The organism is Leeia oryzae DSM 17879 (assembly GCF_000376945.1).
GTDB lineage: Bacteria > Pseudomonadota > Gammaproteobacteria > Burkholderiales > Leeiaceae > Leeia > Leeia oryzae.
Window position 1 is genome coordinate 257910 of the sequence record NZ_AQXU01000023.1, and the last position, 25782, is coordinate 283691.

At 53.9% G+C, this 25782-nt stretch carries 24 protein-coding genes; 6 read left to right on the forward strand and 18 right to left on the reverse strand.

The window, feature by feature from the left end; genetic code table 11:
* The first annotated feature begins 12 nt into the window (after positions 1-12).
* Positions 13-2025: a CHASE2 domain-containing protein gene (locus F552_RS0111195; RefSeq protein WP_156802292.1), complete on the forward strand. Its 2013-nt coding sequence runs from the start codon at positions 13-15 to the stop codon at positions 2023-2025.
* A gap of 17 nt (positions 2026-2042) precedes the next feature.
* Here the strand turns inward: F552_RS0111195 and F552_RS0111200 are convergent, their stop codons facing one another.
* Positions 2043-2372 (reverse strand): hypothetical protein, encoded by a 330-nt coding sequence (locus tag F552_RS0111200; RefSeq protein ID WP_156802293.1) that lies wholly within the window; start codon positions 2370-2372, stop codon positions 2043-2045.
* Between the two features lie 182 nt (positions 2373-2554).
* On the opposite strand from F552_RS0111200, the gene F552_RS0111205 reads away from it, so the two are divergent.
* The 3 genes from F552_RS0111205 to F552_RS0111215 are packed head-to-tail and all read left to right on the forward strand — an operon-like array spanning position 2555 to position 5666.
* Complete coding sequence (locus F552_RS0111205) at positions 2555-2977, forward strand: MarR family winged helix-turn-helix transcriptional regulator (RefSeq protein WP_033375368.1); 423 nt, start codon at positions 2555-2557, stop codon at positions 2975-2977.
* Positions 2978-3028: 51 nt separating this feature from the next.
* Entirely contained in the window at positions 3029-4108 is a 1080-nt protein-coding gene (locus F552_RS0111210; RefSeq protein WP_018151836.1) for an HlyD family secretion protein, read from the forward strand.
* A gap of 10 nt (positions 4109-4118) precedes the next feature.
* Positions 4119-5666, forward strand: a complete 1548-nt coding sequence (locus F552_RS0111215) for a DHA2 family efflux MFS transporter permease subunit (RefSeq protein WP_026182636.1) — start codon at positions 4119-4121, stop codon at positions 5664-5666.
* A gap of 29 nt (positions 5667-5695) precedes the next feature.
* Here the strand turns inward: F552_RS0111215 and F552_RS0111220 are convergent, their stop codons facing one another.
* The 16 genes from F552_RS0111220 to F552_RS0111295 all read right to left on the reverse strand — a co-directional run bounded on the left by F552_RS0111220 (position 5696) and on the right by F552_RS0111295 (position 23582).
* Positions 5696-6928: a hypothetical protein gene (locus tag F552_RS0111220; RefSeq protein ID WP_156802294.1), complete on the reverse strand. Its 1233-nt coding sequence runs from the start codon at positions 6926-6928 to the stop codon at positions 5696-5698.
* Between the two features lie 50 nt (positions 6929-6978).
* Positions 6979-7212, reverse strand: a complete 234-nt coding sequence (locus tag F552_RS0111225; protein ID WP_018151839.1) for a DUF2249 domain-containing protein — start codon at positions 7210-7212, stop codon at positions 6979-6981.
* 48 nt (positions 7213-7260) lie between these two features.
* Positions 7261-7704, reverse strand: coding sequence for a hemerythrin domain-containing protein (locus F552_RS0111230; protein WP_033375371.1), 444 nt, complete (start codon positions 7702-7704; stop codon positions 7261-7263).
* A gap of 93 nt (positions 7705-7797) precedes the next feature.
* A complete protein-coding gene (locus F552_RS0111235) occupies positions 7798-8481 on the reverse strand; it encodes a Crp/Fnr family transcriptional regulator (protein WP_018151841.1) in 684 nt (227 codons plus the stop codon).
* Between the two features lie 49 nt (positions 8482-8530).
* Positions 8531-9745 carry a molybdopterin molybdotransferase MoeA gene (locus F552_RS0111240; protein ID WP_018151842.1) on the reverse strand — a complete coding sequence of 405 codons (1215 nt, stop codon included), beginning with the start codon at positions 9743-9745 and terminating at the stop codon, positions 8531-8533.
* A gap of 8 nt (positions 9746-9753) precedes the next feature.
* Positions 9754-10305 (reverse strand): molybdopterin-guanine dinucleotide biosynthesis protein B, encoded by a 552-nt coding sequence (gene mobB, locus F552_RS0111245; protein ID WP_018151843.1) that lies wholly within the window; start codon positions 10303-10305, stop codon positions 9754-9756.
* Entirely contained in the window at positions 10305-11018 is a 714-nt protein-coding gene (locus tag F552_RS0111250) for a response regulator (protein WP_018151844.1), read from the reverse strand. The genes mobB and F552_RS0111250 overlap by 1 nt, the downstream gene beginning before the upstream one ends.
* Positions 11019-11030: 12 nt before the next feature.
* On the reverse strand, positions 11031-12956 hold the full coding sequence (locus F552_RS0111255) for a type IV pili methyl-accepting chemotaxis transducer N-terminal domain-containing protein (RefSeq protein ID WP_018151845.1): 1926 nt from the start codon (positions 12954-12956) through the stop codon (positions 11031-11033).
* 113 nt (positions 12957-13069) lie between these two features.
* A complete protein-coding gene (locus tag F552_RS0111260; RefSeq protein WP_018151846.1) occupies positions 13070-13726 on the reverse strand; it encodes a carbonic anhydrase in 657 nt (218 codons plus the stop codon).
* Positions 13727-13773: 47 nt separating this feature from the next.
* Positions 13774-14775, reverse strand: coding sequence for a GTP 3',8-cyclase MoaA (gene moaA / locus F552_RS0111265; RefSeq protein ID WP_018151847.1), 1002 nt, complete (start codon positions 14773-14775; stop codon positions 13774-13776).
* Between the two features lie 29 nt (positions 14776-14804).
* Positions 14805-15557, reverse strand: coding sequence for a peptidylprolyl isomerase (locus tag F552_RS0111270; RefSeq protein WP_018151848.1), 753 nt, complete (start codon positions 15555-15557; stop codon positions 14805-14807).
* Between the two features lie 565 nt (positions 15558-16122).
* Complete coding sequence (locus F552_RS0111275; RefSeq protein WP_033375376.1) at positions 16123-16578, reverse strand: hypothetical protein; 456 nt, start codon at positions 16576-16578, stop codon at positions 16123-16125.
* 273 nt (positions 16579-16851) lie between these two features.
* Complete coding sequence (gene narI / locus F552_RS0111280) at positions 16852-17529, reverse strand: respiratory nitrate reductase subunit gamma (protein ID WP_018151850.1); 678 nt, start codon at positions 17527-17529, stop codon at positions 16852-16854.
* Positions 17530-17631: 102 nt separating this feature from the next.
* Entirely contained in the window at positions 17632-18291 is a 660-nt protein-coding gene (gene narJ / locus F552_RS0111285; protein WP_018151851.1) for a nitrate reductase molybdenum cofactor assembly chaperone, read from the reverse strand.
* Positions 18292-18300: 9 nt separating this feature from the next.
* Positions 18301-19857 carry a nitrate reductase subunit beta gene (gene narH, locus F552_RS0111290; RefSeq protein WP_018151852.1) on the reverse strand — a complete coding sequence of 519 codons (1557 nt, stop codon included), beginning with the start codon at positions 19855-19857 and terminating at the stop codon, positions 18301-18303.
* Positions 19854-23582 (reverse strand): nitrate reductase subunit alpha, encoded by a 3729-nt coding sequence (locus tag F552_RS0111295; protein WP_018151853.1) that lies wholly within the window; start codon positions 23580-23582, stop codon positions 19854-19856. The genes narH and F552_RS0111295 overlap by 4 nt, the downstream gene beginning before the upstream one ends.
* Before the next feature lie 303 nt (positions 23583-23885).
* Here F552_RS0111295 and F552_RS0111300 point away from each other — a divergent pair, with 303 nt between their 5' ends.
* Positions 23886-24290 carry a hypothetical protein gene (locus F552_RS0111300; RefSeq protein WP_018151854.1) on the forward strand — a complete coding sequence of 135 codons (405 nt, stop codon included), beginning with the start codon at positions 23886-23888 and terminating at the stop codon, positions 24288-24290.
* Positions 24291-24420: 130 nt separating this feature from the next.
* Positions 24421-24939 carry an O-acetyl-ADP-ribose deacetylase gene (locus F552_RS0111305; protein WP_018151855.1) on the forward strand — a complete coding sequence of 173 codons (519 nt, stop codon included), beginning with the start codon at positions 24421-24423 and terminating at the stop codon, positions 24937-24939.
* Positions 24940-25025: 86 nt separating this feature from the next.
* Here F552_RS0111305 and yfcF read toward each other — a convergent pair whose 3' ends face one another.
* Positions 25026-25658, reverse strand: coding sequence for a glutathione transferase (gene yfcF, locus F552_RS0111310; protein WP_018151856.1), 633 nt, complete (start codon positions 25656-25658; stop codon positions 25026-25028).
* Positions 25659-25782 lie beyond the last annotated feature (124 nt).

Here is a 25782-nt window from a genome sequence, read left to right on the forward strand (position 1 = left end):
GCAGGTGAGCCCATGCGCCAGACAGGTGAAGATACGCCCCCCTCCTCGTGGATGGAACGGCTGCTGGAACACAAAGCTGCGCTGTACGCGATAGGGCTCTTCCTGACGCTGATTCTGGCAGTTTTGTCCGTTACCCAGCCGGACATCATCCAGACCGCCGATCAGAAATTGTATGATCAACTGGTCAGTGGCCGCGTGCGGCCACCCCAGTCCGCGACGCCAGTGCTGGTCGGCATTGATGAAGAAAGCCTTGCCGAACTGGGTCAGTGGCCTTGGCCCCGCTACCGGATTGCATTGCTGCTGACCCAGTTGAAGCGATTGGGCGCAAAATCTGTTGCACTGGATTTTTTGATGCCAGAACCAGACCGCAGCTCGCCAGAAGTCATCCAGATGGAACGTCAGCGGGATTTGCAAGGTGTCGTTAACCCTGCCGGACCAATTGATCAGGACAGCAACTCGCAGCAATTGGCCAGTGCCTTGCATGATACCCATACGGTGCTGGGATATTTTCTTGATTACGAAAGGCTCTCTGCCCCCAACCGGCAGCAGCAGCCACCTGCCATTCCGACAGGTACGGTGCTAATCCGGTCGCAAGGGATATCCTTGTCGGTCCCGCCACCCAAAGGGGTTGTACGCAGCCTGCCCGTACTCACCCATGCAGCGTATGCAGAAGGGTTTACCAACGCGCTGCTGGATAATGACGGCACGCTAAGGCGTGTCCCCGTCCTGCTTTCGGCCGAAGGCCAGATTCACCCCTCCCTTGCACTTGCTACCCTGCTGTCTGCATCGACAGAGCGCAAACTCAAGCTGACAAAGGATGCAAACGGTATTGTGCTGCAGTGGGATCACCGCCATATCCCGCTGGATGCACGCGGCAACATGATGCTCGATTACCGTACCGACACCTACCCGTACTACCCGGCAGCGACCATCCTGAAAGGCGGGCTGGCGCCAGGCGCACTGCAAGACAAAATCGTGTTTATCGGCAGTTGGGCCAGCGGGCTCAATGACATGCACCTGACACCTTCCGGCAAACTGGTGAACGGTCTGGTCATTCATGCCATGGTGGTAGACAACATCTTGTCCAATACCTTTATCAGCCGCCCTGACTGGAGCAAAGGGGTGGAACTGTTTCTGGTCTTGGCCGCCGGTTTGTTCTGCACCTGGCTACTGAGTCGCGCCGGGTTTGTCATGTCGGTATTGACCGTATTGCTAGGCACGACCGGTTTTTACGCTGTCAGTCATCTGCTACTCATCAAGGAAGGGGTTTACCTTTCTCCGCTGATGCCCATGATGGCATTTATTGTCATTACCGCTGTCCTAAGCCTCTGGAAATACGAAATAGAGGCCCACAAAGTCAGGGTTCGCACCAAAGAACTGGCGGCAGCGCAAGATGAGATCATTGTCAGTATGTCCGTCATGGCAGAGGCAAGAGATAAAGAAACCGGCGGGCATATTCATCGCACCCAGCGTTATGTGGAGACCCTGGCCAGACAATTAGCCAGCACGCCCAAGTACGCACATCTGACAGAGTTCGATATCCTGTTACTGGGTAAATCTGCCCCTTTGCACGATATCGGCAAGATCGGCATTCCGGACAGTATTTTGCAGAAGCCGGGCAAACTGACACCAGAAGAATACGCGATCATGCAGACACATACGCAAATTGGCGCAGAATCCCTTGCCAAGGTCATGAACGGGTCAGGCAACCCGGATAAACAGAGTTTTCTGAACTACGCCCGGGACATGACGCTTTGCCATCACGAGCGTTGGGATGGCAATGGCTACCCGCAAAAGCTAAAAGGGGAAGATATTCCCTTGGCGGGGCGGCTGATGGCCCTGGCCGATGTGTATGATGCGCTGATTAGCGAACGGGTTTACAAAAAAGGGTTTCCACCCGAAAAAGTGCGCGAATTCATCATCGAGAATGGCGGCAGTCATTTTGACCCCGCCGTGGTAGATGCCTTTCTGGCCAGAGAAGCAGAGTTCCTGCAAATCTACAAACAATTTGCGGATGTCGCCTGATTATCCGCAAGTTATATTCACCACGCAGGTTGCTGGCTTTTGGCCGCATTTTCCCTGAGTTTCTGCAAGAATGCCGCCATTGCTGCCCTCTCCTTTTCTTGCTGACGCCCCCGCCAAACCCATAACGCTTCCAGTCCGCCCTCTGCCAGCTTGTCCATATTGCAACGCACGCCTCGCTTTAAGATTTCCGGTTCAATGATGTCGTGCCATTGCGGCTTGACCAGATTCACATAACAAAGCGCTGCATCACTGGTGTTTGCCAATGCCAAGACCAGATCTTCTTTGGTAGGTGCTGCCTGGGTCACCAGCCCCACCAGCAGCACGCAGAGAAAAACCGCTAGCTTCATATTGACTTCATCCCAGTCTTTACGGTTCAGCACGCTTTTTTTACGGAGGGCAAGTCTGTGCAGGCAGCATTCACAGCTTGCCAAGCCTGCCCTTTTAGGATCATGCCAACCCAGGTTGCTTGAAGCAATTGCATGCTTCACATATAATAAGCATTACTTACTATCTATTGGTCTACACACAAGTGCGACAAGACAGTCTAGGATTTTTGCTGGCAGATGTCTCCCGTTTGATGCGCCGAGCCTTTCAGCAGCGGCTGGAAGGCAGCTCTCTGACCCTGGCGCAAGCCCGGGCGCTGGTCTATGTATCCCGCCATGAAGGCATCAGACAGGTGGATCTGGCAGACATGCTGGAAGTACAACCCATTACCCTGGCAAGGCTGATCGACCAGCTGGCCAATGATGGTTTGGTAGAACGTCGGCCAGACCCTGCAGATCGCAGGGCATACCATCTGTTTTTGTTGCCGGCAGCCTCCCCGCATTTGACGGCCATCGAACAGGTTGCAGCGGCTATCCGCATGGATGCGCTGAAAGACCTTGACGAAGCAGAGGCAGAGATTCTGATGCAGTCACTCAAAAAAATGCGCGATAACCTCTGTTTGCGCTAAACCATACTGTTCTTTCCCGTACAGTTCTCTTCATCAAGAGCGATTAATTTCATGACCGATACCGCACCCGCCAGCCCAAATGCAAACCCGGCCGTCCCGCATGTACCCAACCGGCAAATGACCCGGTTTATCCTGCTGGTACTGATTCCTTTGGTTGCCATTCTGATCGTCGGTATTGTCTACCTGAAAGGCGGCCGGATGGTAGAAACGGATAACGCTTATATCAAGGCAGACAAAGTTCCTGTCAGTACCGAAGTCACCGGCATCATCAAGGAAGTACTGGTCAGGGAAAACCAGCCGGTCAAGGCAGGGCAGCCATTGTTCCGCCTGGACCCTGCACCTTTTGAAATGGCAGTCGCCAAAGCAGAAGCCAAACTGGCCCAGGTGCGTACCGACCTTGCCTCTGTGAAGGCCAGCTACCGCGAGAAACAGGCAGAAATTGCCCTGGCACAAACCAAACGTGCCTTTGCCATGAAAGACCAGCAACGTCAGGCAGATCTGGTAGCGAAGAATTTTGTATCAGCCTCCAAGTTTGATGATGCCAAACAGACAACGGATATTGCTGGTCAGCAGGCCAATGCACTGGAACAAGACCTGAAGCGCATTGCAGAAACGCTAGGCGGTAGCGTGGACGCCCCCATCGAGCGACACCCTAGCTATCTGGCTGCGCAGGCTGAGCTAGCCCAGGCCAAGCTGGATCTTGCCCGGATAGAGGTCAGAGCCTCCCTGCCCGGCATTGTCAGCAAACCGCCCAAACCTGGCCAATACATCACGGCAGGCAATCTGGCCATGACGCTGGTAGTGAGCGGTAACCTGTGGGTAGAAGCCAACTTTCCGGAAACCGACCTGACCTATGTCCATGAAGGCCAGCCAGTTTCTGTCCGGGTCGATACCTACCCGGATATCGAGTGGAAAGGTGTGGTAGATAGTCTGAGCCCCGCCACGGGGGCAGAGTTTTCGGTTATTCCAGCCCAAAATGCAACCGGCAACTGGGTCAAGATTGCCCAGCGCGTACCGGTCAGAATCCGGCTGGAAAACAATGCCAATGCACCGCAACTGCGTGCCGGCTTGAGTGCCATTGTAGAAATCAATACCGGACACCATCGTCGCTTGTTTGGCATGTCGTTGTGAGCAAGCCCTGATGTCATCCGCTACAAGCGCAACCCCATCTGATAACACCCATCGCGGGTTGGTTACCCTGTCGGTAATGCTGGCTACCATCATGCAGGCGCTGGATACCACCATCGCCAACGTGGCCTTGCCGCACATGCAAGGCACCATGGGTGCAACACAAGACCAGATTTCCTGGGTGCTGACCTCCTATATCGTAGCGGCAGCCATCTTCATGCCGCTCACCGGCTTTCTGACGGCCAGACTGGGGCGCAAGCGGGTATTCATGTGGGCGGTACTCGGCTTTACCGTGACCTCCATGCTGTGTGGCGCGGCGCAAACCCTGTCCCAGATCGTGATTTTCCGTTTGCTGCAAGGCGTGTTTGGCGCCAGCCTAGTCCCCTTGTCGCAAGCCGTGCTGCTGGACACCTACCCGCGCGAGCGTCATGGTTCTGCCATGGCCATGTGGGGCGTTGGCGTCATGGTCGGGCCGATTCTGGGCCCCTCTCTGGGTGGCTGGTTAACCGAATACTATAACTGGCGCTGGGTGTTCTATATCAACTTGCCATTTGGTTTGTTGACCTGGTTCGGCCTGGCCGCGTTTGTGCACGAAACCCCTATCGACAAGCATCGCCGGTTTGACTTGCTGGGTTTTGCCTTGCTCAGCCTTGGCATTGGTGCGCTACAGATGATGCTAGACCGTGGCGAATCGCTAGACTGGTTTTCCAGCACCGAAGTGGTGGCAGAAGCAATGATTGCCGGCTTGGCGATGTATCTGTTCATTGCCCATATGTTTACCCATGAACACCCTTTTATCGAACCCGGTCTGTTCAAAGACCGTAACTTCAGTGTCGGGTTGATCTTTATCTTCATCATCGGGGTTATCCTGCTCGCTACCATGGCCCTGCTGCCCCCTTTCATGCAGAACCTGATGGGATATCCGGTCATTGATGTCGGTTATCTGCTGGCCCCGCGCGGTGTGGGTACCATGGTTGCGATGATGATTGTCGGCAAGCTGTCCGGCAAGGTAGATGCCCGCTACCAGATCCTGCTTGGTCTGGTACTGACCTGCCTGTCTCTTTGGGATATGACCCTGTTCAACACTGATGTCGATGGCTGGGATATTGTGCGTAGCGGGGTAATTCAGGGTTTGGGTCTCGGTTTCATCTTTGTGCCCCTTTCAACCATGACGTTTTCGACACTGGCTGCCCGTTACCGCAACGAAGGCACAGCCCTGTTCAGTTTGATGCGGAATATTGGCAGCAGCATTGGTATTTCGGTGGTCATTACCTACCTTGCGCAGCATACGCAGGCCAACCACGCCGCTTTTGCCGACTACATCAATCCGTTCAGCTTGGCATTGCGGCAAGCCACAGAGGCTGGCGCCTATAACCTGAGCACCCCTCAAGGGCTATCAGCCATGAATAACGAGGTCACCCGCCAGGCCGCCACGCTGGCCTACCTGCAAGACTTCAGACTGATGATGTGGATCACGATGACGGCAACGCCCTTGATCTTGCTCTTGCGCGCACCAGCCAAAAAAGCACCACCCAGTGATGTTCATGCGGCCATGGATTAATTGGGATGCGGAGAAGATGGGCAGCCCGGTCAGGTAGCCATCAGTTGACGCAGCGTTTGTTCTGTCTGCTTGAATAACTGCCAGGCCTTCAGCAGGTTTCTCGCCCAGATCAGGTTGGCCACAATCAGTGGCAGTAATGCCAGCATCGCCAGCACAGGCCACCATGGTGAGACAATGACACTCAGCATCAGACCCGCAATCGCCGCCAGATGCCAGCGGAAGTGCATGCTCATGGCACTGCTGGCAAACACCTGACGCATATTGGGTACTTGCCGGGTGAGTTTGGGGCCGGCAATCTTTTGCAAATGCCACCAGACCAGAAACGCCACAATCTTGTAGAGCATGCTGATAATCACGCTCTGAACACAACCGGCAAAAAATAACGCACCCAGCAAAACGTAATGATCCCATGGCTGGCTAATCGTCAGCAGCACTTGCACCAGCCACAGCACACTCACGCTGCCTAACGCCCACATACCCAGTTTCCAGAACCGGACTGTTGCATCCTGCGGGCGTTTGCTTTTCTGCTGCAGGAACAAGGTCAACGCGGCAAAGCACGCCAGCGTAACAGCTAATGCCATGTTGGCCAGCGATTGCAGTGCCGGGACAAACCCGGCCAGACACCACGCTACCACCCACGGGGTTAGCCACGTTTTAAGGCGTGCGGGATATGCAGGTGTCAGCTGAAACATCGGTACCACATTCTGCGCGGTGGTCATCACCAGCAATGCCATCCAGCCGATGGTTGCAAACCGGACATGCCTTGGCAGCGCAGACATGACGTCTACCCACGGGATACCATCAAACGCCAGCAGCATGCCAACCCCCAGTACGATGGCAATCAGGATCATGCAGAGTGCGCCTTGCATACCCCGTGTTGTCACGTCGTTCACCTTGCTGCCAAAAGCGCTGATGACCAGCAACAGGCTGGTAGGCAATGTAGCCATCGACAATACGGCCGCACAAATCTGAAAACCATGAGCATACCCAGAAAACGCCAGCCCCATACTGACCAAACCTGCATAGAGCAGCGGCGGGAAAAACCATTTGAACCATGGTCGGCACGGTACTTGTACCCCGGCCACCACGGGTTGCATCTGCAATAATGCACCCACCATGATCGGCAGCAACGCGCCCAGTGCCATGAAGTGGGTTGCGAGTATGACCCAGGATGTACCCGCCAACATGCCGGTCAAAGTTGAAAAGGCCAGCAGGCCGACCGCGACATTGGCGGCCAGCGTACCCAGCAGGAAGAGCCGCATGGGCAGTGCGAGCGGCGGGGAATTTTCTACATCAAGCGCAGCAGACGGTATCATTCACCAAGGCGATGCTGAATGCGGATTTCAAAGGTGCCGTCTTCCAGCGTTTCAACACGGTAGCTGTAGCCATGGTCTCGTAAAATGTCATACAGTGGCTGCGGCTGACGATGGATTTTAAGAAACAGTTGCTGCCCTTTTTCCAGCAGGTTCAGGGCCTGCATGGCTTTTTCGAAAGGCTCTGGTGGCATCAGGCCGCACACGTCCAGACGGATGGGTTCTTTGCTCATTTGGCACTCGCTTGTAGGGGGTATCGGGTCAAAAAAGGGTGACGGGCTTCATTGGCCCAGCATCTCTGCCAGCCTGGCGGCAACCTTGTCTTTTGCATCGGTAATCAACCGGTCGCAAGACGGGTACAGCATTTTTTCTTCCTTGAGATTATGCTGCTGCATGTACATCAGCAGCGTCTCGGCATTGCCCAGGAACATGTCTTCATCCTGCTCAACCAGTGCATCGTCCAGCTCTTCCACCAGGGTGCGCATGATCTGGTGTTCTTCCCGCATGACAAACGTCGGGCCGGCTGTCATGCCGGTGGCTGCTTCAAAAGCAGGAAACAGCGATTGCTCTTCAGCATCAAAATGTCGCAGCAACTGGGCTTTGAAAGCAGGCCATATATCATTACAGGCGGTCCAGTCCCCAGCCTGCACAGCAGCTTCAGCTTTCTCGAACACGGCATCACAATGCTGATGATCTTCCTGCAAACATTGGGTTAAACCAGCCATGATATTCACCACCACTATCCGTTAACAATGGTGATACTGTATCTGCCTGGCGCCCCAACTACCTTGATACCTGTCAAGACAGAAAAACAGCGGTCAGGCGTATTGCTGCAGTCTGGCAATATCCAGCAAGTGGATGGTCCGGTTTTCTACCTGAATCAATTCTTCTGCCGATAACTGGTTGAAAATGCGTGACAGGGTTTCCGGTGTCAGGTTCAGGCGTGATGCAATCACATGTTTGGACGCTGGCAACTCCACATACCCCTTGTTGTCTTCGGTCTGGCGCAAGTCGCTGTTCAGCAGATAACCAATTACCCGCTGAATGGCTGAATTCAGACTATAAGACTCTACATCCCGAACCAGCTCATGCAAGCGCAAAGACAAACCGCCCAACATTTTGCGCGCCAGACCAACGTCCCGAGCCAGCGCCGCAAAAATGGCATTTTTATCGACATGCAGGATCAGGACATCTGCCAGCGCCTGAGCATATACCGGATATGGCCGGTCCAGAAACACCACCGCCTCGCCAAAACTCTGCCCCGGGCCAAAAATCTGCAGCACCTTCTCGGCACCCTGCTCGCTGGAAAATGCCAATTTGACCTGACCAAAAATGACGTGATGAATGCCGGAAGGCGAATCCCCCTTCTGGAACAGCATATCACCCCGCTCAGCCCGGATTTCCGTCGTTGCATGGTGAATTTCATCCAGTTGGCTGTCGGTTAATTGCTGGAACAACGGCATGTTGCGCAATACGCTTTTGACATCCAGTTTGCTGGCCATCGGTTTTCTCCGGTTTTTATGGTTTTAGTAACAGTGCTGCATGTGTGAATTACATCAGTTGGGATAATGGAACGAACCGAACCAGATCACCCGCCGCCACCGTGGTATGCGGCAATACGTCCACCAGCCCGTCGGCCCAGGCAAGCGAGGTCATGACACCAGAGCCCTGATTTTTGAAGAGTTCTACCTGCCCGCTGGCATTCAGACGCCCGCGCAGAAACTCGCGGCGTTTGTCTGCCTTGCTCCAGACAAAACCGGCCGGTACGTTCAATACCAGCGGCATGTAATCCGTGCACCCCATGCTGGCCAGCAAGAACGGACGCACCAGCATGGCCAGCGTCACATAACTGGAAACCGGGTTGCCCGGCAACCCGACAAACGCCGTTTGCCCAATATGACCAAACGCCAGCGGTTTGCCCGGTTTCATGGCAATACGCCACAGGGCAAGAGACCCTAGCGTTTCTACCGCTGCTTTGACGTGGTCTTCTTCCCCGACCGATACACCACCGCTGGTCATCACCACATCGTGCTCTGCCGCGGCTTCTTTCAGTGCCGCCAGGGTCGCTTCCCGGTTATCCGGTACGTTGCCCAGATCCGTCACTACACAGCCCAGACGGCGTAACAGCGCGGTGATCGAAAAGCGGTTAGAGTTATAAATACCGCCCGGCGGCAAAGGTTCGCCCGGCATGGAGAGTTCATCCCCGGTAAACAGGGTTGCGACACGCAATGGGCGGTACACCTGCACCGTGGGGATGCCAACCGATGCAATCAGGGCCAGTTCAACCGGCGTCAGGCGCGTGCCCGCTGCCACAACCACAGACCCGGTCGCAATGTCTTCACCCACCCGGCGGATATGCTGGCCAGTTTTGGGGGTATGCTGAATCTCGATGCCCGCCTCAACTGTCACAGTGTCTTCTTGCATGACCACCGCCGTTGTCCCTTCCGGCACGGGTGCACCAGTAAAAATCCGCGCAGCCTGCCCCGGCTGCAGCGGCTGACCGGTTTGACCGGCAGCAATGCGCTGAACGACAGGCAAGGTAAACGGGGCGGTCTGATCGGCCGCTACCGCAATCGCATAGCCATCCATGGCACTGTTATCAAACCCGGGCACATTCATCGGGGATAACACGTCTTGCGCCAGTACACGGCCATCGGCATACATGGTATCCACGGTGTCAGAACGGGTGGGTGTTTTTACCAGTGATAACAACTGGGTCAGTGCGTCATCTACGCTCAATAATTCTGCGGGTTTGCCTTGGTTCATGATAAGGGTCACTTTATTTGCGAAGTTCTTTGCTGCAACCAGTTCAATATCCAGTCTGCAACGATTTGCGGTTGGTCCAGATCCAGCCAGGTCTGGCTGAGTCCGGGTTGTGCTGCCAGATTGATGTTAGACGCTACGGCCAGAATGCTGGCATCACCCGATGCCAGCATCGGCTTTTCGTTTTCCGGGCGCCAGACTTCCAGCTTGGGATGGGCATCATGCTTGAACCCTTCGACCAATATCAGGTCAGCTGGCGCCAGTCGCGCCAGTTGCTCGGCCAGCGTAGGCTCTTCCTGCCCTCGCAGTTCATGGGTAATGGCCCAGCGGTAAGGAGAACACACCATGACTTCCTGAGCCCCTGCCGTCCGGAAACGTGCGCTATCTTTACCTGCGGGTTCCAGTGTCAGGTCATGATGACTATGCTTGATGACATTCACCTTGAGCCCTGCCTGCCCCAATAGCGGCAACAGCGCCTCCAGCAACGTCGTTTTGCCGCTGCCAGACCATCCCACAATGCCCAGAACAGGGTAATCTGCCAACGGGTTCCTGGGCATGCTCATCACGCGTTATCCGGCTGGCCAGACTTGTCGCTGTCACTCGGCATGCCGTGCTCTACCGCAAACACCGCGGCCTGAACACGACTGCTCAGGTTGAGTTTTTTCAGGATATTCTGGACATGAATCTTGACTGTACTTTCTGCCAGATCCAGCTCCCGGGCGATTTCCTTGTTACTCCCCCCCTTGGCCAGAAAAGACAGGATTTCCCGTTCTCTCGGTGTCAGTTTGTCCAGCTCAGACACTGTCGCCGGCCCCGGCTGCTGGCCATGCTGAAACTGCGCCACCAGCTTACTGGTCAGGCTGTGGTCAATCACCGCATTGCCTTTGGCAATCTGGCGGATGGAAATGGCCAGAAACTCGGCATCAATGTTTTTCAGCAGATAACCTTGCGCCCCGCCTCGCAGCGCGGCAGACAAGTCTTCCGCGTCTTCTGACACCGTCAGCAAGACCACCTTGGTTTCCGGGCAATCCTGACGGATCAGCTGAACCGCCTCCAGACCGGACATGCCGGGCATGTTCAGATCCAGCAGCACGACATCCGGCTGCAACTGGCGAGCACGCTTGATACCCTCAATGCCATCCGCAGCTTCACCCACGACCTGAAAATCAGGCTGGCGCTGCAAGACCAGTTTGATACCGGCCCGAAACAGGGTATGGTCATCCACAAGGAGAATGCGAATCAATGGCGTAGCGGTTTGTGACTCTTCTAACGTCATGGGGTTATCCGGTTAAGATGAAAATCTCACACTTCGGTGAATAAAAAGATCCAGTCTGGTGCCCTGGCCAAGATGGCTGTCAATCGACAGCTCTGCCTGTATGCGCTGGGCGCGTTCCTGCATGATGGACAAGCCAATGTGCCCCTCTTTGCGGGATGCTTCGGTCATGTCAAAACCGTCACCGTCATCTGCAATGCTCAGCTTGAAATCCTGGCCATTATCCAGATGGATGGACACTTGCTTGGCGTGGGCATGCTTGCGGATGTTCGACAAGGCTTCCTGTACGATAAACAGCACTTGCAACTGCTGTTCCGATTGCAATGGTGCGCCCGTCCCGGTCATTTGCAAGGCCACATTCAGACCGGTCTGCCGGCGGAACTTGTCCAGCGTGGTTTGCAGGGTTTTGGTGAAGTCGCCTTCATCAATTCTGGCGCGGAAATTCGTCAGCAGCTCACGAACATCATCATAGCTTTCTTGTACCCCCATTTTCAGCATGGTGAGGGTATCAGATACTTCTTCCCGGTTTTCACGTTCAACCGAGTCTTCCAGCAGTTGCACTTGCAGGTTCAAAAAGCTTAAGCCTTGGGCGATACTGTCATGCAAGCCTTGTGCAACCAGATTGCGCTCCGCAGCGACCGCCATCTCGCGTTCGCTGGCGGCCAGCAGCATGTTCTGGATAGCCGCACCCGCATGTTGGCCCAACGTCTCCAGCAACACCAGCTGTTTGCGGGTAAAAATGTGGGCTTCCTTGAAGTGCAGGTTAAAGAGGCCGATCGGGTGCTGGCCCGCACGAATATGGAACATGGAAACGGTGTTAAACCCCTCTTCCGCACAGGCAAAGCTGCCTGACTTTTCTGTCTCGCCAAACTGATGCACCATGGTTTGCTGTGAACGCACGGCTTTGCCACACAGGCAGTCATCAATCTTGATACAGTGCTCTTGCTCGGCCAGTAGCTCGGAGATACCCCGGTGAACCACCATATGGGCAGACTCTAGCTGGGTGGCGTACAGGCGCACCGTACCGCCTTCGGCATGAAAATACTGCATCAACCGGTCCAGGTACCCCTGGCACAGTTCCTCGATACTTTGCGGTTTGCTCAAAAAGGCGGTGATCTCATACAGTAAAGAGACATCACGGTTTTGCTCTGCCAACTCTCTGGTCTTTTGCTGAACCCGTTTCTCCAGCGTGCCATACAGGTCTTCCAGCCGGTCCGCCATCTGGTTAAACCCTTCTGACAGCTGACCAAACTCGTCCTTGGACTCGACGGGCAAGCGCACGGTAAAGTCTTTGGCCCCCATGCGGGAAATGCCGCTTTGCAGGCGGGTCACCGGGCGAATGATCATCAGGAAAAACAGGTAAATGACCGCAACGGTTCCCAAGAGCGCCATACCAATCAGGAACATCTGGGAAGAACGCAAAAAGAAGGTTTTGCTTGAGTTATCCTGCTCTATCAGCGAAACCAGATGGTCCAGCTGATTCACAAAATCATCCACCTGGTTAAGATAACTGTTCCAGATTACCGGGCTCCTGCCCGCAACCATCGCATTCACCTGAGGTAACATGACTTTTTGCCAGCGGTCCTGGCTGGCCAGAAATGCGCTCTGGATATCATCCTGTTTGGGCAACAGCAGCGGTCGGGTCGGGTCCCCTTGCTGCAAGTTATCAAACGTCTTGCCTATCTGGTCGACTTGCTGATGAATGGAAGGCAAAGCCTCTTGATGACCATCCATATACTGGTTCAGCGACAAGGTGAGCCGGTAGGTACGCATCCTCAGGCTACCCGCATCATTGATCGCCCCGGCACCGCCTTCCAGTTGCCACGAAAGCAGCAAGGTATAGCCAATGGCCCCCAGTGCGCACAGCAAAAAGGTAATCAGCACACCGACAATTTTTGTGGTGATTTTTTGTTTGGTGAGTAAGCGGGTACTTATGGCCATTCAGTAAGTTTTACTTTTCATGTAGCTGCATCATACACCTGGCAGAATGCTATTGGCGTTATTCACCTTGCAGGATGCCTGGATCAAAGCGATAGGTACCAAACGCCGGCATGTTAATAAGGCTGCCCTAGCGGACACACAAGCGGCATAAAACGCCGGGCTTCCGGGTCAAACGCCAGCAACGCCCCTTGTTCGATATCAAAATACCAGCCATGCAGGCTTAATTTGCCCTCGTCTACACGACTTTTTATCCAGGGGAATGTCAGCAGATTATCAAGCGACACCAGAATGCTGGCCAGTTCTGCTGCCCTGCGCTGGATATCTTCGCTTTTGCCATGCAACTCGGTCAGGACCTTTTGACGGGCAGGCTCGGCAATCTTCATCCAGCGGCCAATGTAGTCTTCGGGCTTCGGGTTGCTGCCACGGCCATTCATCAAGGCACGGATGCCACCGCAATGTGCATGGCCCAAAATGATAATTCTTTCTACTTCCAGATCACACACGGCAAACTGGATACCGGCTGAGACACCCTGGTTATGGGTACCGACTTCACACACGGGCACCAGATTGGCCACATTGCGCACCACAAACATTTCGCCCGGCGCACATTGCGTCAGCAAGGCTGGGTCTACGCGGGAATCACAACAACCAATCAGCAGGGTTTTAGGCTGCTGACCTTTGGCCAGGGTTTCAAACACCGACCCGGCTTCTGCAAAATACTGCTGCTGGAAATTGCGAAACCCTTCAACAAAGCGTTCCAGATCTTCCATGATGCCACTTTCCCTGCTAATCAAACGGTGGAGACTGCCCGTACAGACTATCCCCCGGTTTGCGACATAAAACGCAGTATTTTCTTGGGTGCTTCCAGAAAATCATGTTTCGCGGGTTTAATGGCAATGGCCTCGTGAATGGCGGCATCCAGATCATCATCGGTTGCACCGCCGCGCAGCAATGGACGGAATTCAAACTTGTGTTCCTGCCCCAGGCACAGGTACAACGTGCCATCCACGCTCATGCGCACCCGGTTGCAGGTGGCACAGAAATGCTGTGACATGGGCGTGATAAACCCGATCTGCCCTTTGCCGTCTGCGGTCTCCCAGTACCTGGCCGGGCCACCGCCCAGCTCGGCTACCGTGGGTTGCAAACTAAAGGTGCTGATCAGGTTAGACTGGATTTCCTGCAACGGGACATAAGACGCCTTCTGCCCGGTTTCACCCATGGGCATGGCTTCAATAAACCGGAGGATAAAGCCATGTTCCAGACAGAACTCTGCCATCTGCATGACTTCATGATCATTCACGCCACGCATGACCACCATATTGATCTTGATCGGGGAAATACCCGCGGCTTTGGCAGCAAACAGGCCGTCCATAACCTGATCAAACACATTGCGCCCAACCACATGCTCAAAACAGCCTTTGTCCAGTGAATCCAGGCTCACGTTGATGCGTCTGACACCCGCAGCTGCGAGCGGCTCTGCAAACCGTACCAGTTGCGTTGCATTGGTGGATAGCGATAAATCGGTAATCCCGGGTAGCTGATGCAGACGGCTGGCCAGTTTGGTTACATCCCGTCGCAGCAGTGGCTCCCCGCCCGTTAGGCGGACACGCTTGAGTCCCTGGCGGGCAAAAGCGGCCACCAGCCGTTCAACTTCATCAAAGGTCAGCCAGTGTTCCGGCTCTTCAAACCCTTTGAAGCCTTTGGGAATGCAGTATGAGCAGCGCAAATCGCACCGATCCGTCACAGACAGGCGCAAATAATCCAGAATGCGCCCGTGCGGGTCTTGCAGTACGTTTGCGTGAGGAAGTGAATTACCCATTTTCTGGCCTGCCTTGATCTGGTCTGCCGTTATTGCACCAGCGGAGAGCCCGCCTCTGCGCCTTGCAGCTCGATGCCCGAAATATCTGCAGCCGCCACCAGACGTTGCAGGTACTGGTGCAGGCCACGAGCATACGATTGCTGTTCCAGGTAGTCATGAATCTTGTTCTCTACCTGCTCAAACGGAATCGGCTTGCCATCATCACGACGATGCAACTGGATGATGTGCAGGCCAAAACGGGTTTCAATCAGCTTGTCTGAGATGCTGCCCGGTTTCATGGTGAACAAGGCGGTTTCAAACTCCGGTACGGTTTGTCCTTTGGACAATTGGCCCAGCTGGCCACCTACGGCACCGCTCGGACAATTGGAGAATGTCTTGGCCAATTCGGCAAACTGGTCAGGGGCATCCTTGACCAGCTGCAACACCTCTTGCGCCTTGGCACGCAGTGACGGCAAATCCAGATTTGGCGTTACCTGGAACAGGATATGGCTGGCTTCTGCAATGGCGCCCGCGGTAAAAAACGAGGCATGCTGCTCGAAATAGCGTTTACAGGTTTCGGTATCGGCTGTCGGAATATGAATCTCTTTTGCCAAGACTGCGTCGATACGCGCTTGTTCAGAATCTCCTTCAATGCCCAGCTCGTCTGCCTTGTCCAGCAGCAAACGGCGAAATACCAGTTCCTGGGTTGCCATCTGAACCGGATTGGCAGTTTCCTGATGGTGAGGCAATTCGGCCTCCAGCATTTCATCGGTCAGTTCAAAACCGTTAATGACTACGGGCATGCTAAAACTCCTGCGGCCATATGGCCTATTAGACGGGTGAAGCCTGTACTGGTTGATCGCTATTCATTGTTTAGTCGATCAACAAGGTACAACCTTACAAAATCATGATCGGGCATCTGCCTGCGGCGTTGCTGCATGGGGCACATTTTGTCTGCCCGCAGGAGAACAATAAAAAAACTCATTCCCATCTATCTATAGATTTTATAGATTGTGGCAAGTTGTGCAATCGCTCTGGCGTCATCTAGCAGACAAACGACGACTTTTTCTTGTCAGCCGGGTCTGCAAGGCCTGTTAAACACTAGCGAAAAATGTGCCAACCCTTGATAAGCAGTCTAAAGAAGTCGCATCCAACCCGACATTCACCAATGGGAGGCAAAATACGGCAATTTGGTAGTAGTGGGTATAGTTCAAAAGGAGTAGAAGACAAGAACGCCGGCAGGAGGTGCTCATCGGAAATGTAGGGAGTGCTTTGGCTGACGCGTGGACGGAGGAATTAGCAAATTCGCACCGCGTATCAGCCAAGTCCCCATATAGTGAACTGGCTGATACCGATAGTCACTCGCATTTAGTTGGATGAAAATGCAGCATTGAATTTATTATTGTCCAGATATTTTGAATAGCTGTTAAAAGAATCATATACCTTAGGATTGGTCATCAGCTCCTGCATGGCCAACTTGCCAATCGATTCAAAAGCAGCCTTGAGCGACGGATTTCCTTCACTTGATAATGCCCATTTGACTTGGGACTTGCAGTTTTCTGTCATCAGCCTGGTAACCAGATTGCCCATCAAGCGATCCATTGAATCCCGATTTTCGGGTGTAATGGTCGATAGTCCCTGCATGTCCGGGTGAACAGCAATCCCCATAAAAACCCACTTCGCCATATCCTTGCGGTCCTTGCCTGTTGTGTTATTTGCAAGGCAAGTGGTTAATGCATCAGTCGCTGGCCCGGCTAACACGGGTGTTGGGGTCATTAATGAACTCATCAAGATAGCCGTTAAAGCGATGGTAGTTTTATTCATGATGCGATGCGCTTCCCTTGTTAATAAGACGATCTGCCTGATTCAGCATATGACAAAGACCATGACATGTAAATGAATTGAGCGCAAACATTGGAGCCGTCTTTAACTAAACATTGCGGACCATTCAGACGGCCCGTTACCCCCAGCCGGTGCGATCTTTGGTTTACTGACATTTCAACATGCGACTACCCCCTGAGTTTCAACCAATCATGCTTGCTGGTTGAAACTCAGGGGGTAGTCGTTTAAATCAGTTTATTAAATCTGATGATCAGATCAGCGAGTACGCACCAGTTGCCATGCACGGCTCAGGTACGTTACTGCACCAAAACCGCTCCACACGTGCACCAGACGGGTGAACGGGAAGAGGACAAACAAGGTCATGCCCATGAACATGTGGATCTTGTAGATGGTTGGTACGCCGGTGATGATCACTGCGGCATCGCTACCTTGCAGCGTCACGATTTTCTGTGCCCACATGCCCAGCAGTACCATCACATGACCATCCAGATGGTCCAGCGAGAACACGATACTGATCAGCCCCAGACACAGGGTGGCAAACAGCCAGAGATACAGAAACTTGTCCATCGGTTTGGTCACGGCGGCAATGCGCTCGTTACTCAAACGGCGGTGGATCAGAATCAGCATGCCGATGAAGCACATGATACCCAGCAAGGTACCGCCCACAATCGCCATCAATTGCTTGGCTTCTGTGGTCAGACCAAAGGCGTGGTAAACCTCTTTCGGGGTCAGCAAGCCAACCAGATGGGTAAAGAACAACGAAATGATACCAATGTGAAACAGGTTGCTACCCAGTCTCAGGTTGCCACGGTGCAGCAACTGGGAACTGTCGGTTTTCCAGGTGTACTGTTCGCGCTCGAAGCGGACCAGGCTGCCCAGAAAGAATATCGCCAGCGCGATATACGGGTAAATCCCGAAGAAAAATGCGTTCATGTTCGACTCCTGTGAGGAAGTTGTTTCCGGTCCTGCCTGTAGCCGGTCTCGGTCGGGAGAAACCTGGCCGGCTACAGAGGTCCGAAAAACCTTTTCAATACCTTATCCGTGACAACCGGCAGTAGGTGCACTGCCTTTTGGATAAAACGTCATCGCTTGGGTAGCACCTGGTTTCAGCAACGGCTCGACACCATCTGCACTCGGGCCAAACTGCTCCATCGCTTCATCCATGTCGCGGATGGGCGGCTCTACCAGTGGCAGCGGTTCGACCGGGGTCAATTGCCGCAATACGGTAAAGACATGGTGGTATGGGCTGCCATTCTGTTCCAGCTTGTTGCCAATCATTGCCAGGACATGAATTGCCTCACCCAGCAGGCGGCTGGACGTTTCTTCGTCGACTTGCGCCAGAAACTCCAGAAACAGCGGCACATAGTCCGGCAGTTCATCGCTGGTGGCGGCAAACCCGTGCTGGCGATACTCTTCCAGCAAATCCACCATGGCTTGTCCACGATCACGGCTTTCGCCGTGAATGTGTTCAAACAGGTGCAGTGAATGACGCGGGTTACGGTCAAACGTAGCCACGTAGTTCTCTTGCAGGGTCAGCAAAGAGTCGCTTTCCAGATAGTTCAGCAAGGGCACCAGGGCCTGCTGGGCTTTCGGGTAAGTGGCCAGTGCGCCGGCCACTTCCGGAATGGCATCCAACAGATCACCTTCCGGATAACACAGTAGCGATGAAAGTACGCGGTAAATTACCTGACTCATGACGCTCTCCTACGAGTTTTCCGAGGCTTGCTGCTTGCGTGACTTCGGCATGTTCACAAAAATCTTGCTGCCTTGCGGTTTTTTGCCAAACAGCGAACCGTCTGACGTGCCGCCAGAGCAACCGTTGCCAAAGGTAAAGCCGCAACTGCCTTTTTCGTTAAAGCTGTCTTCCACCATCTCTTTGTGAGAGCTAGGGATGACGAAGCGGTCTTCGTAGTTGGCAATGGCCATGATCTGGTACATGTCTTCTACTTGCGCTGCAGTCAGGCCGCTTTGTGGCAGTACAGAGGTATCTGGCTTGCCATATACGCTCTTGCCACGCATGTAGGCTCGCATCGCCAGCATCCGGTCCAGTGCCAGTTTCACCGGCTCTTCTTTACCGGCGGTCAGCAGGTTGGCCAGGTAGCGTACCGGAATCCGCAGGGATTCTGTATCTGGCAGGATACCGTTTGCACCAATCTTGCCGGCTTCAAACGCAGACTGGATCGGGCTTAGCGGCGGGATATACCAGACCATTGGCATGGTGCGGTATTCCGGATGCAGCGGGAAGGCCACTTTCCATTCCATTGCCATTTTGTAAACTGGCGACTTCTGGGCAGCATCCAGCCAGCTGTCCGGGATGCCCTGTTTACGGGCTTCTTCGATTACGGCAGGAGAATGCGGGTCCAGGAAGCACTTCAGCTGGGCTTCGTACAGGTCCTGTTCGTTTTCAACTGATGCAGCTTCTTCGATCATGTCAGCGTCGTACAGCAACACACCCAGATAACGGATACGCCCTACACAAGTCTCGGAACAAACCGTTGGCTGGCCACTTTCGATACGCGGGTAGCAGAAAGTGCATTTCTCGGCCTTGCCAGAACTCCAGTTGTAGTAAATCTTTTTGTACGGACAGCCGGAGATACACATCCGCCAGCCGCGGCATTTGTCCTGGTCTACCAGCACAATGCCGTCATCTTCACGTTTGTAGATGGAACCGGACGGGCAGCTTGCAACACAGGCCGGGTTCAGGCAGTGCTCGCACAACCGTGGCAAGTACATCAGGAAAGTATTCTCGAACTGGGAATAAATCTCTTTCTGTACACCTTCAAACAGGGCATCACGGCTACGGGAGCTGAATTCGCCACCCAGATCATCCTCCCAGTTCGGACCCCATTCGATCTTGTCCATTTTCTTGCCGGTAATGACAGAAATCGGACGTGCAGTCGGTGGTGTCTGGCTGAGCGGTGCGTTTTGCAGGTGCTCGTAGTCAAACGTAAACGGCTCGTAATAGTCGTCAATGGCGGGCAGATTCGGGTTGGCAAAAATATTGGCCAGAATCCGCGCCTTGCCCCCTTGTTTAGGGGTCAGCTTGCCGCTGGCATCACGCTTCCAGCCGCCCTGCCATTTCTTCTGGTTTTCCCATTCTTTGGGGTAACCGATGCCTGGCTTGGATTCTACGTTGTTAAACCATGCGTATTCCACGCCGTCACGGCTTGTCCAGACGTTTTTGCAGGTAATGGAACAGGTATGGCAACCAATACATTTATCCAGATTGAGTACCATGCCTACTTGAGCGCGAATTTTCATTGTGCGGCTCCTTCTTCTTCACGCGGACCTTCCATCCAGTCCACCTTGTTCATTTTTCTCAAGACAACATATTCATCACGGTTGCTACCCACGGTACCGTAGTAGTTAAAGCCGTAAGACAGTTGTGCATAGCCACCAATCATGTGTGTCGGTTTGGTCACCGCACGGGTTACCGAGTTGTGAATGCCACCGCGCATACCGCTGGTTTCTGCACCCGGTACGTTGATGATCTTCTCTTGTGCGTGGTACATCAGGCACATGCCTTTTGGTACACGCTGAGAAACCACCACACGTGCGGTCAGCGTACCGTTCACGTTGTAAACCTCTACCCAGTCGTTATCCTTGATACCGGCTTCTTTGGCTTCCTGTTCGGAAATCCACACGTGTGGACCACCACGGCTTAGCGTCAGCATGCGCAGGTTGTCAGAGTACGTAGAGTGGATACCCCATTTCTGGTGCGGCGTAATCCAGTTCAGTACCAGCTGGTGGTTGCCATTGCCCATCTTGTCGATGACTGGCGCCACGGTTTTGGTATCGATGGCAGGTTTGTACACGCACAGTTCTTCACCAAAATCGATCATCCAGCGGTGATCCTGATAGAACTGCTGGCGACCTGTCAGCGTGCGCCAAGGAATGTACTCGTGCACGTTGGTGTAACCGGCGTTGTAGCTGACCTCTTCGCTTTCCAGACCAGACCAGGTTGGCGAGCTGATGATCTTGCGTGGCTGAGCCTGCACATCGCGGAAGCGGATGGAGTCATGCTCACGCGGAAGCGCCAGATGGGTATGGTCACGACCGGTAATCTTGCCCAATGCGTCCCAAGCCTTGACGGCCACGTGACCGTTGGTTTCCGGCGCCAGTGTCAGAATCATCTCTGCCGCGTCAATGGCGGTGTTGATGCATGGCTGCCCCTGGGAAACACCGGGTTCTGTGACGACCTTGTTCAGGCCGCGCAAGACATCCACTTCATGAGCGGTTTTCCAGCCAATCCCCTTGCCGCCGTTACCGACTTTTTCCAGCAATGGGCCGATAGACGTAAACTTCTTGTAGGTATCGGCGTAGTTGCGCTCTACCACGGTCATTTGCGGCATGGTTTTGCCCGGAATCGGCTCACACTCGCCTTTTTTCCAGTCTTTCACTTCCAGTGGCTGCCCCAGTTCCCCCGGGGTGTCGTGCATCAGCGGAGTCAGTACCAGATCTTTACGGGTACCAATTTCGGTGCCGGCAATCTCGGAGAACTTCTTGGCGATGCCTTTGTAGATTTCCCAGTCAGACTTGGCTTGCCACAGGGGCTGAACCGCTTCAGACAATGGGTGAATGAACGGGTGCATGTCAGACGTATTCAGGTCGTCTTTCTCGTACCATGTTGCGGTTGGCAGCACGATGTCTGAATACAGACAGGTCGTAGACATGCGGAAGTCCAGCGTCACCAGCAGGTCCAGCTTGCCTTCGGCAGCCGGGCGAACTTTGACTTCAGATGGCTTCAGCGCGTCATCTTCATCACCAAACACGGCATTCTGGGTACCCAGCAGATACTTCAGGAAGTACTCGTGGCCTTTGCCAGAGCTGCCCAGAATGTTGGAACGCCATACAAACATGTTGCGCGGGAAGTTAGCCGGATTATCCGGATCATCACAACTGAAGTTCAGCTTGCCTTCACGGATCTGGCTAACGGCATACTGAACCGGATCAACACCGGCACGCTCGGCAGCCGCCACGATATCCAGCGGGTTAGTTTCCAGCTGCGGTGCAGAAGGCAACCAGCCCATGCGTTCAGACTTGGCGTTGAAGTCGATCAGGCTCATGTCGCCAAACGCGCCTGCCTTGGCTGTCGGGCTCAGGATTTCATCCACATGCAGCTTTTCGTGACGCCATTGGCTGGTGTGTGCATAGAAGAAGCTGGTACCGTTCATCTGACGGGATGGGCGCATCCAGTCAGCTGCAAAGGCCAATGGTGCCCAACCGGTTTGCGGACGCAGTTTTTCCTGGCCCACGTAGTGAGCCCAGCCACCACCACTTTGGCCCACGCAACCACACATGGTCAGCATGTTGATAATGCCGCGGTAGATCATGTCGTTGTGGTACCAGTGGTTCAGCGCAGCACCCACAATCACCATGCTCTTGCCATGGGTGTCGTGTGCGTTCTGGGCAAACTCGCGGGCAACCTGAATCACTTGCTCACGTTTTACACCGGTATGTTTCTCTTGCCATGCCGGGGTATAAGGCACGTCGTCTTCAAACGATTTGGCTACATCGCCACCCAGACCGGTATCTACACCGTAGTTGGCCAGCATCAGGTCATATACGGTTGCCACCAATGCAGTGGTGCCATCAGCCAGTTGTACGCGTTTAACCGGTACATTGCGGCGCAGCACTTCGTTGGCATCGTTGCCACCAAAGTACGGGAAGCCGACTGAAACAACTTCATCAGCAACAGATTGCAGTGACAGCCGTGGGTCAACTTCACGACCAGAACCACCGTCTTTCATTTCCAGGTTCCAGCGCCCTACTTTGGCACCGTCATTGAGCTTGTCTTCACCCCAACGGAAACCGATCGTGCCATTTGGTGCAACGATCTCGCCGCTTGCTTCGTCAATCAGCAGGGTTTTCCACTCTGGGTTGTTTTCTTCACCCAGATTGTTAGCCAGGTGAGATGCACGCAAAAAGTGACCACCAACCTGGTATTCGCCACGGTTTTCCAGCATCACCAGCATCGGGAAATCGGTGTATTGCTTGCCGTAAGAGGTAAAGTAGTCAGACTTGCCTGTCAGATGGAATTCTTTCAGGATCACGTGGCCCATGGCCATCGCCAATGCGGCATCGGTACCCTGTTTTGGTGCCAGCCAGATATCGCCAAACTTGGCCATTTCGCCAAAGTCAGAGCTCACGGCTACCGTTTTGGTCCCTTTGTAGCGGACTTCGGTATAGAAGTGGGCATCCGGGGTACGGGTTTGCGGTACGTTAGAACCCCAGACCATCAGGTAGGTACTGTTGTACCAGTCGGCAGATTCGGCCACGTCGGTTTGCTCGCCCCACACTTGCGGAGAAGACGGAGGCAAATCGCAATACCAGTCGTAGAAAGACAGTGGCACGCCACCAATCAGACTCAGGTAACGGCTACCCGCAGCGTAAGACACCATCGACATCGCCGGGATCGGCGAGAAACCGACAACACGGTCCGGACCAAATTTCTTGATGGTAAAGACGTTGGCTGCCGCAATGATCTCGTTCACTTCATCCCATGTTGCACGGATAAAGCCACCCTGACCACGCACATTTTTATAGTAATGCGCACTTTCAGGGTTCTGGCTGATATGCTCCCAGGCACCTACTGGTGTCATGGTCTTGCGGGCATTGCGCCACAGTTCCATCAGGCGGCCACGGATCATCGGGTATTTAACGCGCTGGGCAGAATACACATACCAGCTGTAAGACGCACCACGCGGGCAACCGCGCGGCTCATGGTTCGGCAGATCCGGGCGGGTGCGCGGATAGTCGGTTTGTTGGGTTTCCCAGGTAATCAGACCGTTCTTGACATACACTTTCCATGAGCAGGAACCGGTACAGTTCACCCCGTGGGTAGACCGAACGATCTTGTCATGTTGCCAGCGCTGCCGGTAACTGTTTTCCCACGTACGGTCTTCGTCTACGACGGCGCCGTGCCCGTTAGAAAACGTCTCTTTTACCTTACTAAAAAACTTCAGTCGATCCAGAAAATGGCTCATCAATGCCTCCAGCACAGTGTCGCGTTAAGCAACCTACAAATGGGGTAATCCTTGATGAGCAGTCTAAAGAAGTGCGTTCAAGCACAACATTCACCAATCGGGGGCAAAGCCGGGCTATTTGGTAGTAGTCGGGATAGTTCTAAAGGAGTAGAGGGTCCAAGGCTGAACTTGAGCAGGCTCAAATTAGGAGAATCCAGACTCAATTACAGAGAATTTACCCTGCAATCCAGCCAGAAAACCTGTACACGTCGCCAGAAATTGGGACTATGATTTTCATATCACCCTGCCTCAACGGAGGTTGTCATGAATATCGAGCAAGCAAATCAAGTTGCCAGCCAGTTCATCCAGTTTCTGGAAACCGGTACACCACCTGCCGGTTTACTCACCGATGACATTTTCTGTGACTTCACCATGCCACGGTGGCGCCTGCAAGCCCAAGGGCTGGCGCAAGTAGTCGCCCTGCGACAGCACGGGCACCCAAGCCCCGGAAAAGTACCGCGCTGGCGGTGCGACCCCACACCGACGGGGTTTGTGCTGGAACTGGAAGAAACCTGGACCGAAAAAGGCAAAGACTGGTATTGCCGGGAGCTATTCCGGGCCGATGTGGTAGACAATGCGATCTCTGACTTGTCCGTATATTGCACGGGGGATTGGGATGCAGAACGGATTGCAGAGCACAAACAATCTGTCACTCTCTTGCGGCCTTGAAATCTCGACTGGCTCAAATAATCAGCCAACGCAGGGTGGATCAGGGCAGTAGCCATCATCTGCCAGACCATGGAGGGTGTTGGCGGGTTACGCTACGCCGCCATCCTGCAATGTATAAAAGGAAGCAAACATGGCTACCGTCTTACGTGCCATTCAGGCAGACATCACCACGCTCGGTGTTGATGCTATCGTGAATGCGGCCAATGAATCACTGCTGGGTGGCGGTGGCGTAGATGGGGCGATACACAGGGCCGCAGGCAGAGAATTGTTAGCGGAATGCCGTCAGCTAGGTGGCTGCAAAACCGGGGATGCCAAGCTAACGAACGGCTACCAGCTTCCCGCAGCCTTTGTCATCCATACCGTCGGCCCTGTCTGGCATGGTGGCCAGCACAAGGAAGCTGAACTACTCGCATCCTGTTACCGGCGGGTACTGGAAATTGCCGCCGCTCATGCAATCACCAGTGTCGCATTTCCAAGTATCAGTACCGGTGTTTACGGCTACCCGATTGAAGCTGCTGCGCAGATTGCAGTGAGCACTGTTACAAATAATCTCCAGCAATGCCCTGCCCTTCAAGAAGTAATTTTCTGCTGTTTTTCAGATTCTGATCTGGCAATTTACCAACATGTACTCAGCAAATCCGGACTGTAACTAACAGTCCGGAGGTGACCACCTTGGGTGACACTCCTTTTACACCTTGGCCAAACACAGGGGTTCGGCCAAGGATTGGACTTGTCTTATAGCGGTGGCCGTTGCTGATTCACCCATTGCTGTACGGTAGGCCGTAGCCACTGCCGGGTTGCATAATTGGCGAGTTTTTCTGGTACCGGGTCGCCGTTTAACAATAAACGGTTGAGCATGATGGTCAGGTCAACATCGGCAATGCACCATTCGTCGAACAGGTTTTCTGTATGAGCGGACAGTAGAGAATCGGCAATAAAAAAGAGTTTGTCTGCGGCAGTCTTGGCGGCAGCAGACAAGGGCGTTGCCGTTGGCCGATAGAAGATAACCTCGGTAGAACGCTCTTGCCGGATGGGCATCAGGTCACTGCGCAGCCAGGCCTGTACCTGACGTGCCCTCGCTCGGCTTTGTACATCAGCCGGATACAAGGGCATACCGGGGAATACTTCGTCGATATATTCTGCAATGGCAGAAGACTCTGACAATGAAAACCCGTTATGCACCAGGGTTGGTACGCGCTGTGTAAGTGACAGCACCGCAAAACCAGCCTCATGCTGAGCATTGGCCGCAAGGTCTACCGTGGTGATATCAAAAGGCAGCCCCTTTTCACGGAGGGCTACATATGCCGACATGGCATACGGGCTTGCGTATTGGGAATCAACAAACAGATGCAGCTCATGATGTGTCATGGGGTGACTCCTGCAAGCAAGACGGATTGAAATACCATACTGTCATAACGATACGGACAACGCAAGCCAGTACCCACTGCTTAGGTATTTGTACGGCCTCTGCCGCCATACAGGCATCTGGCTC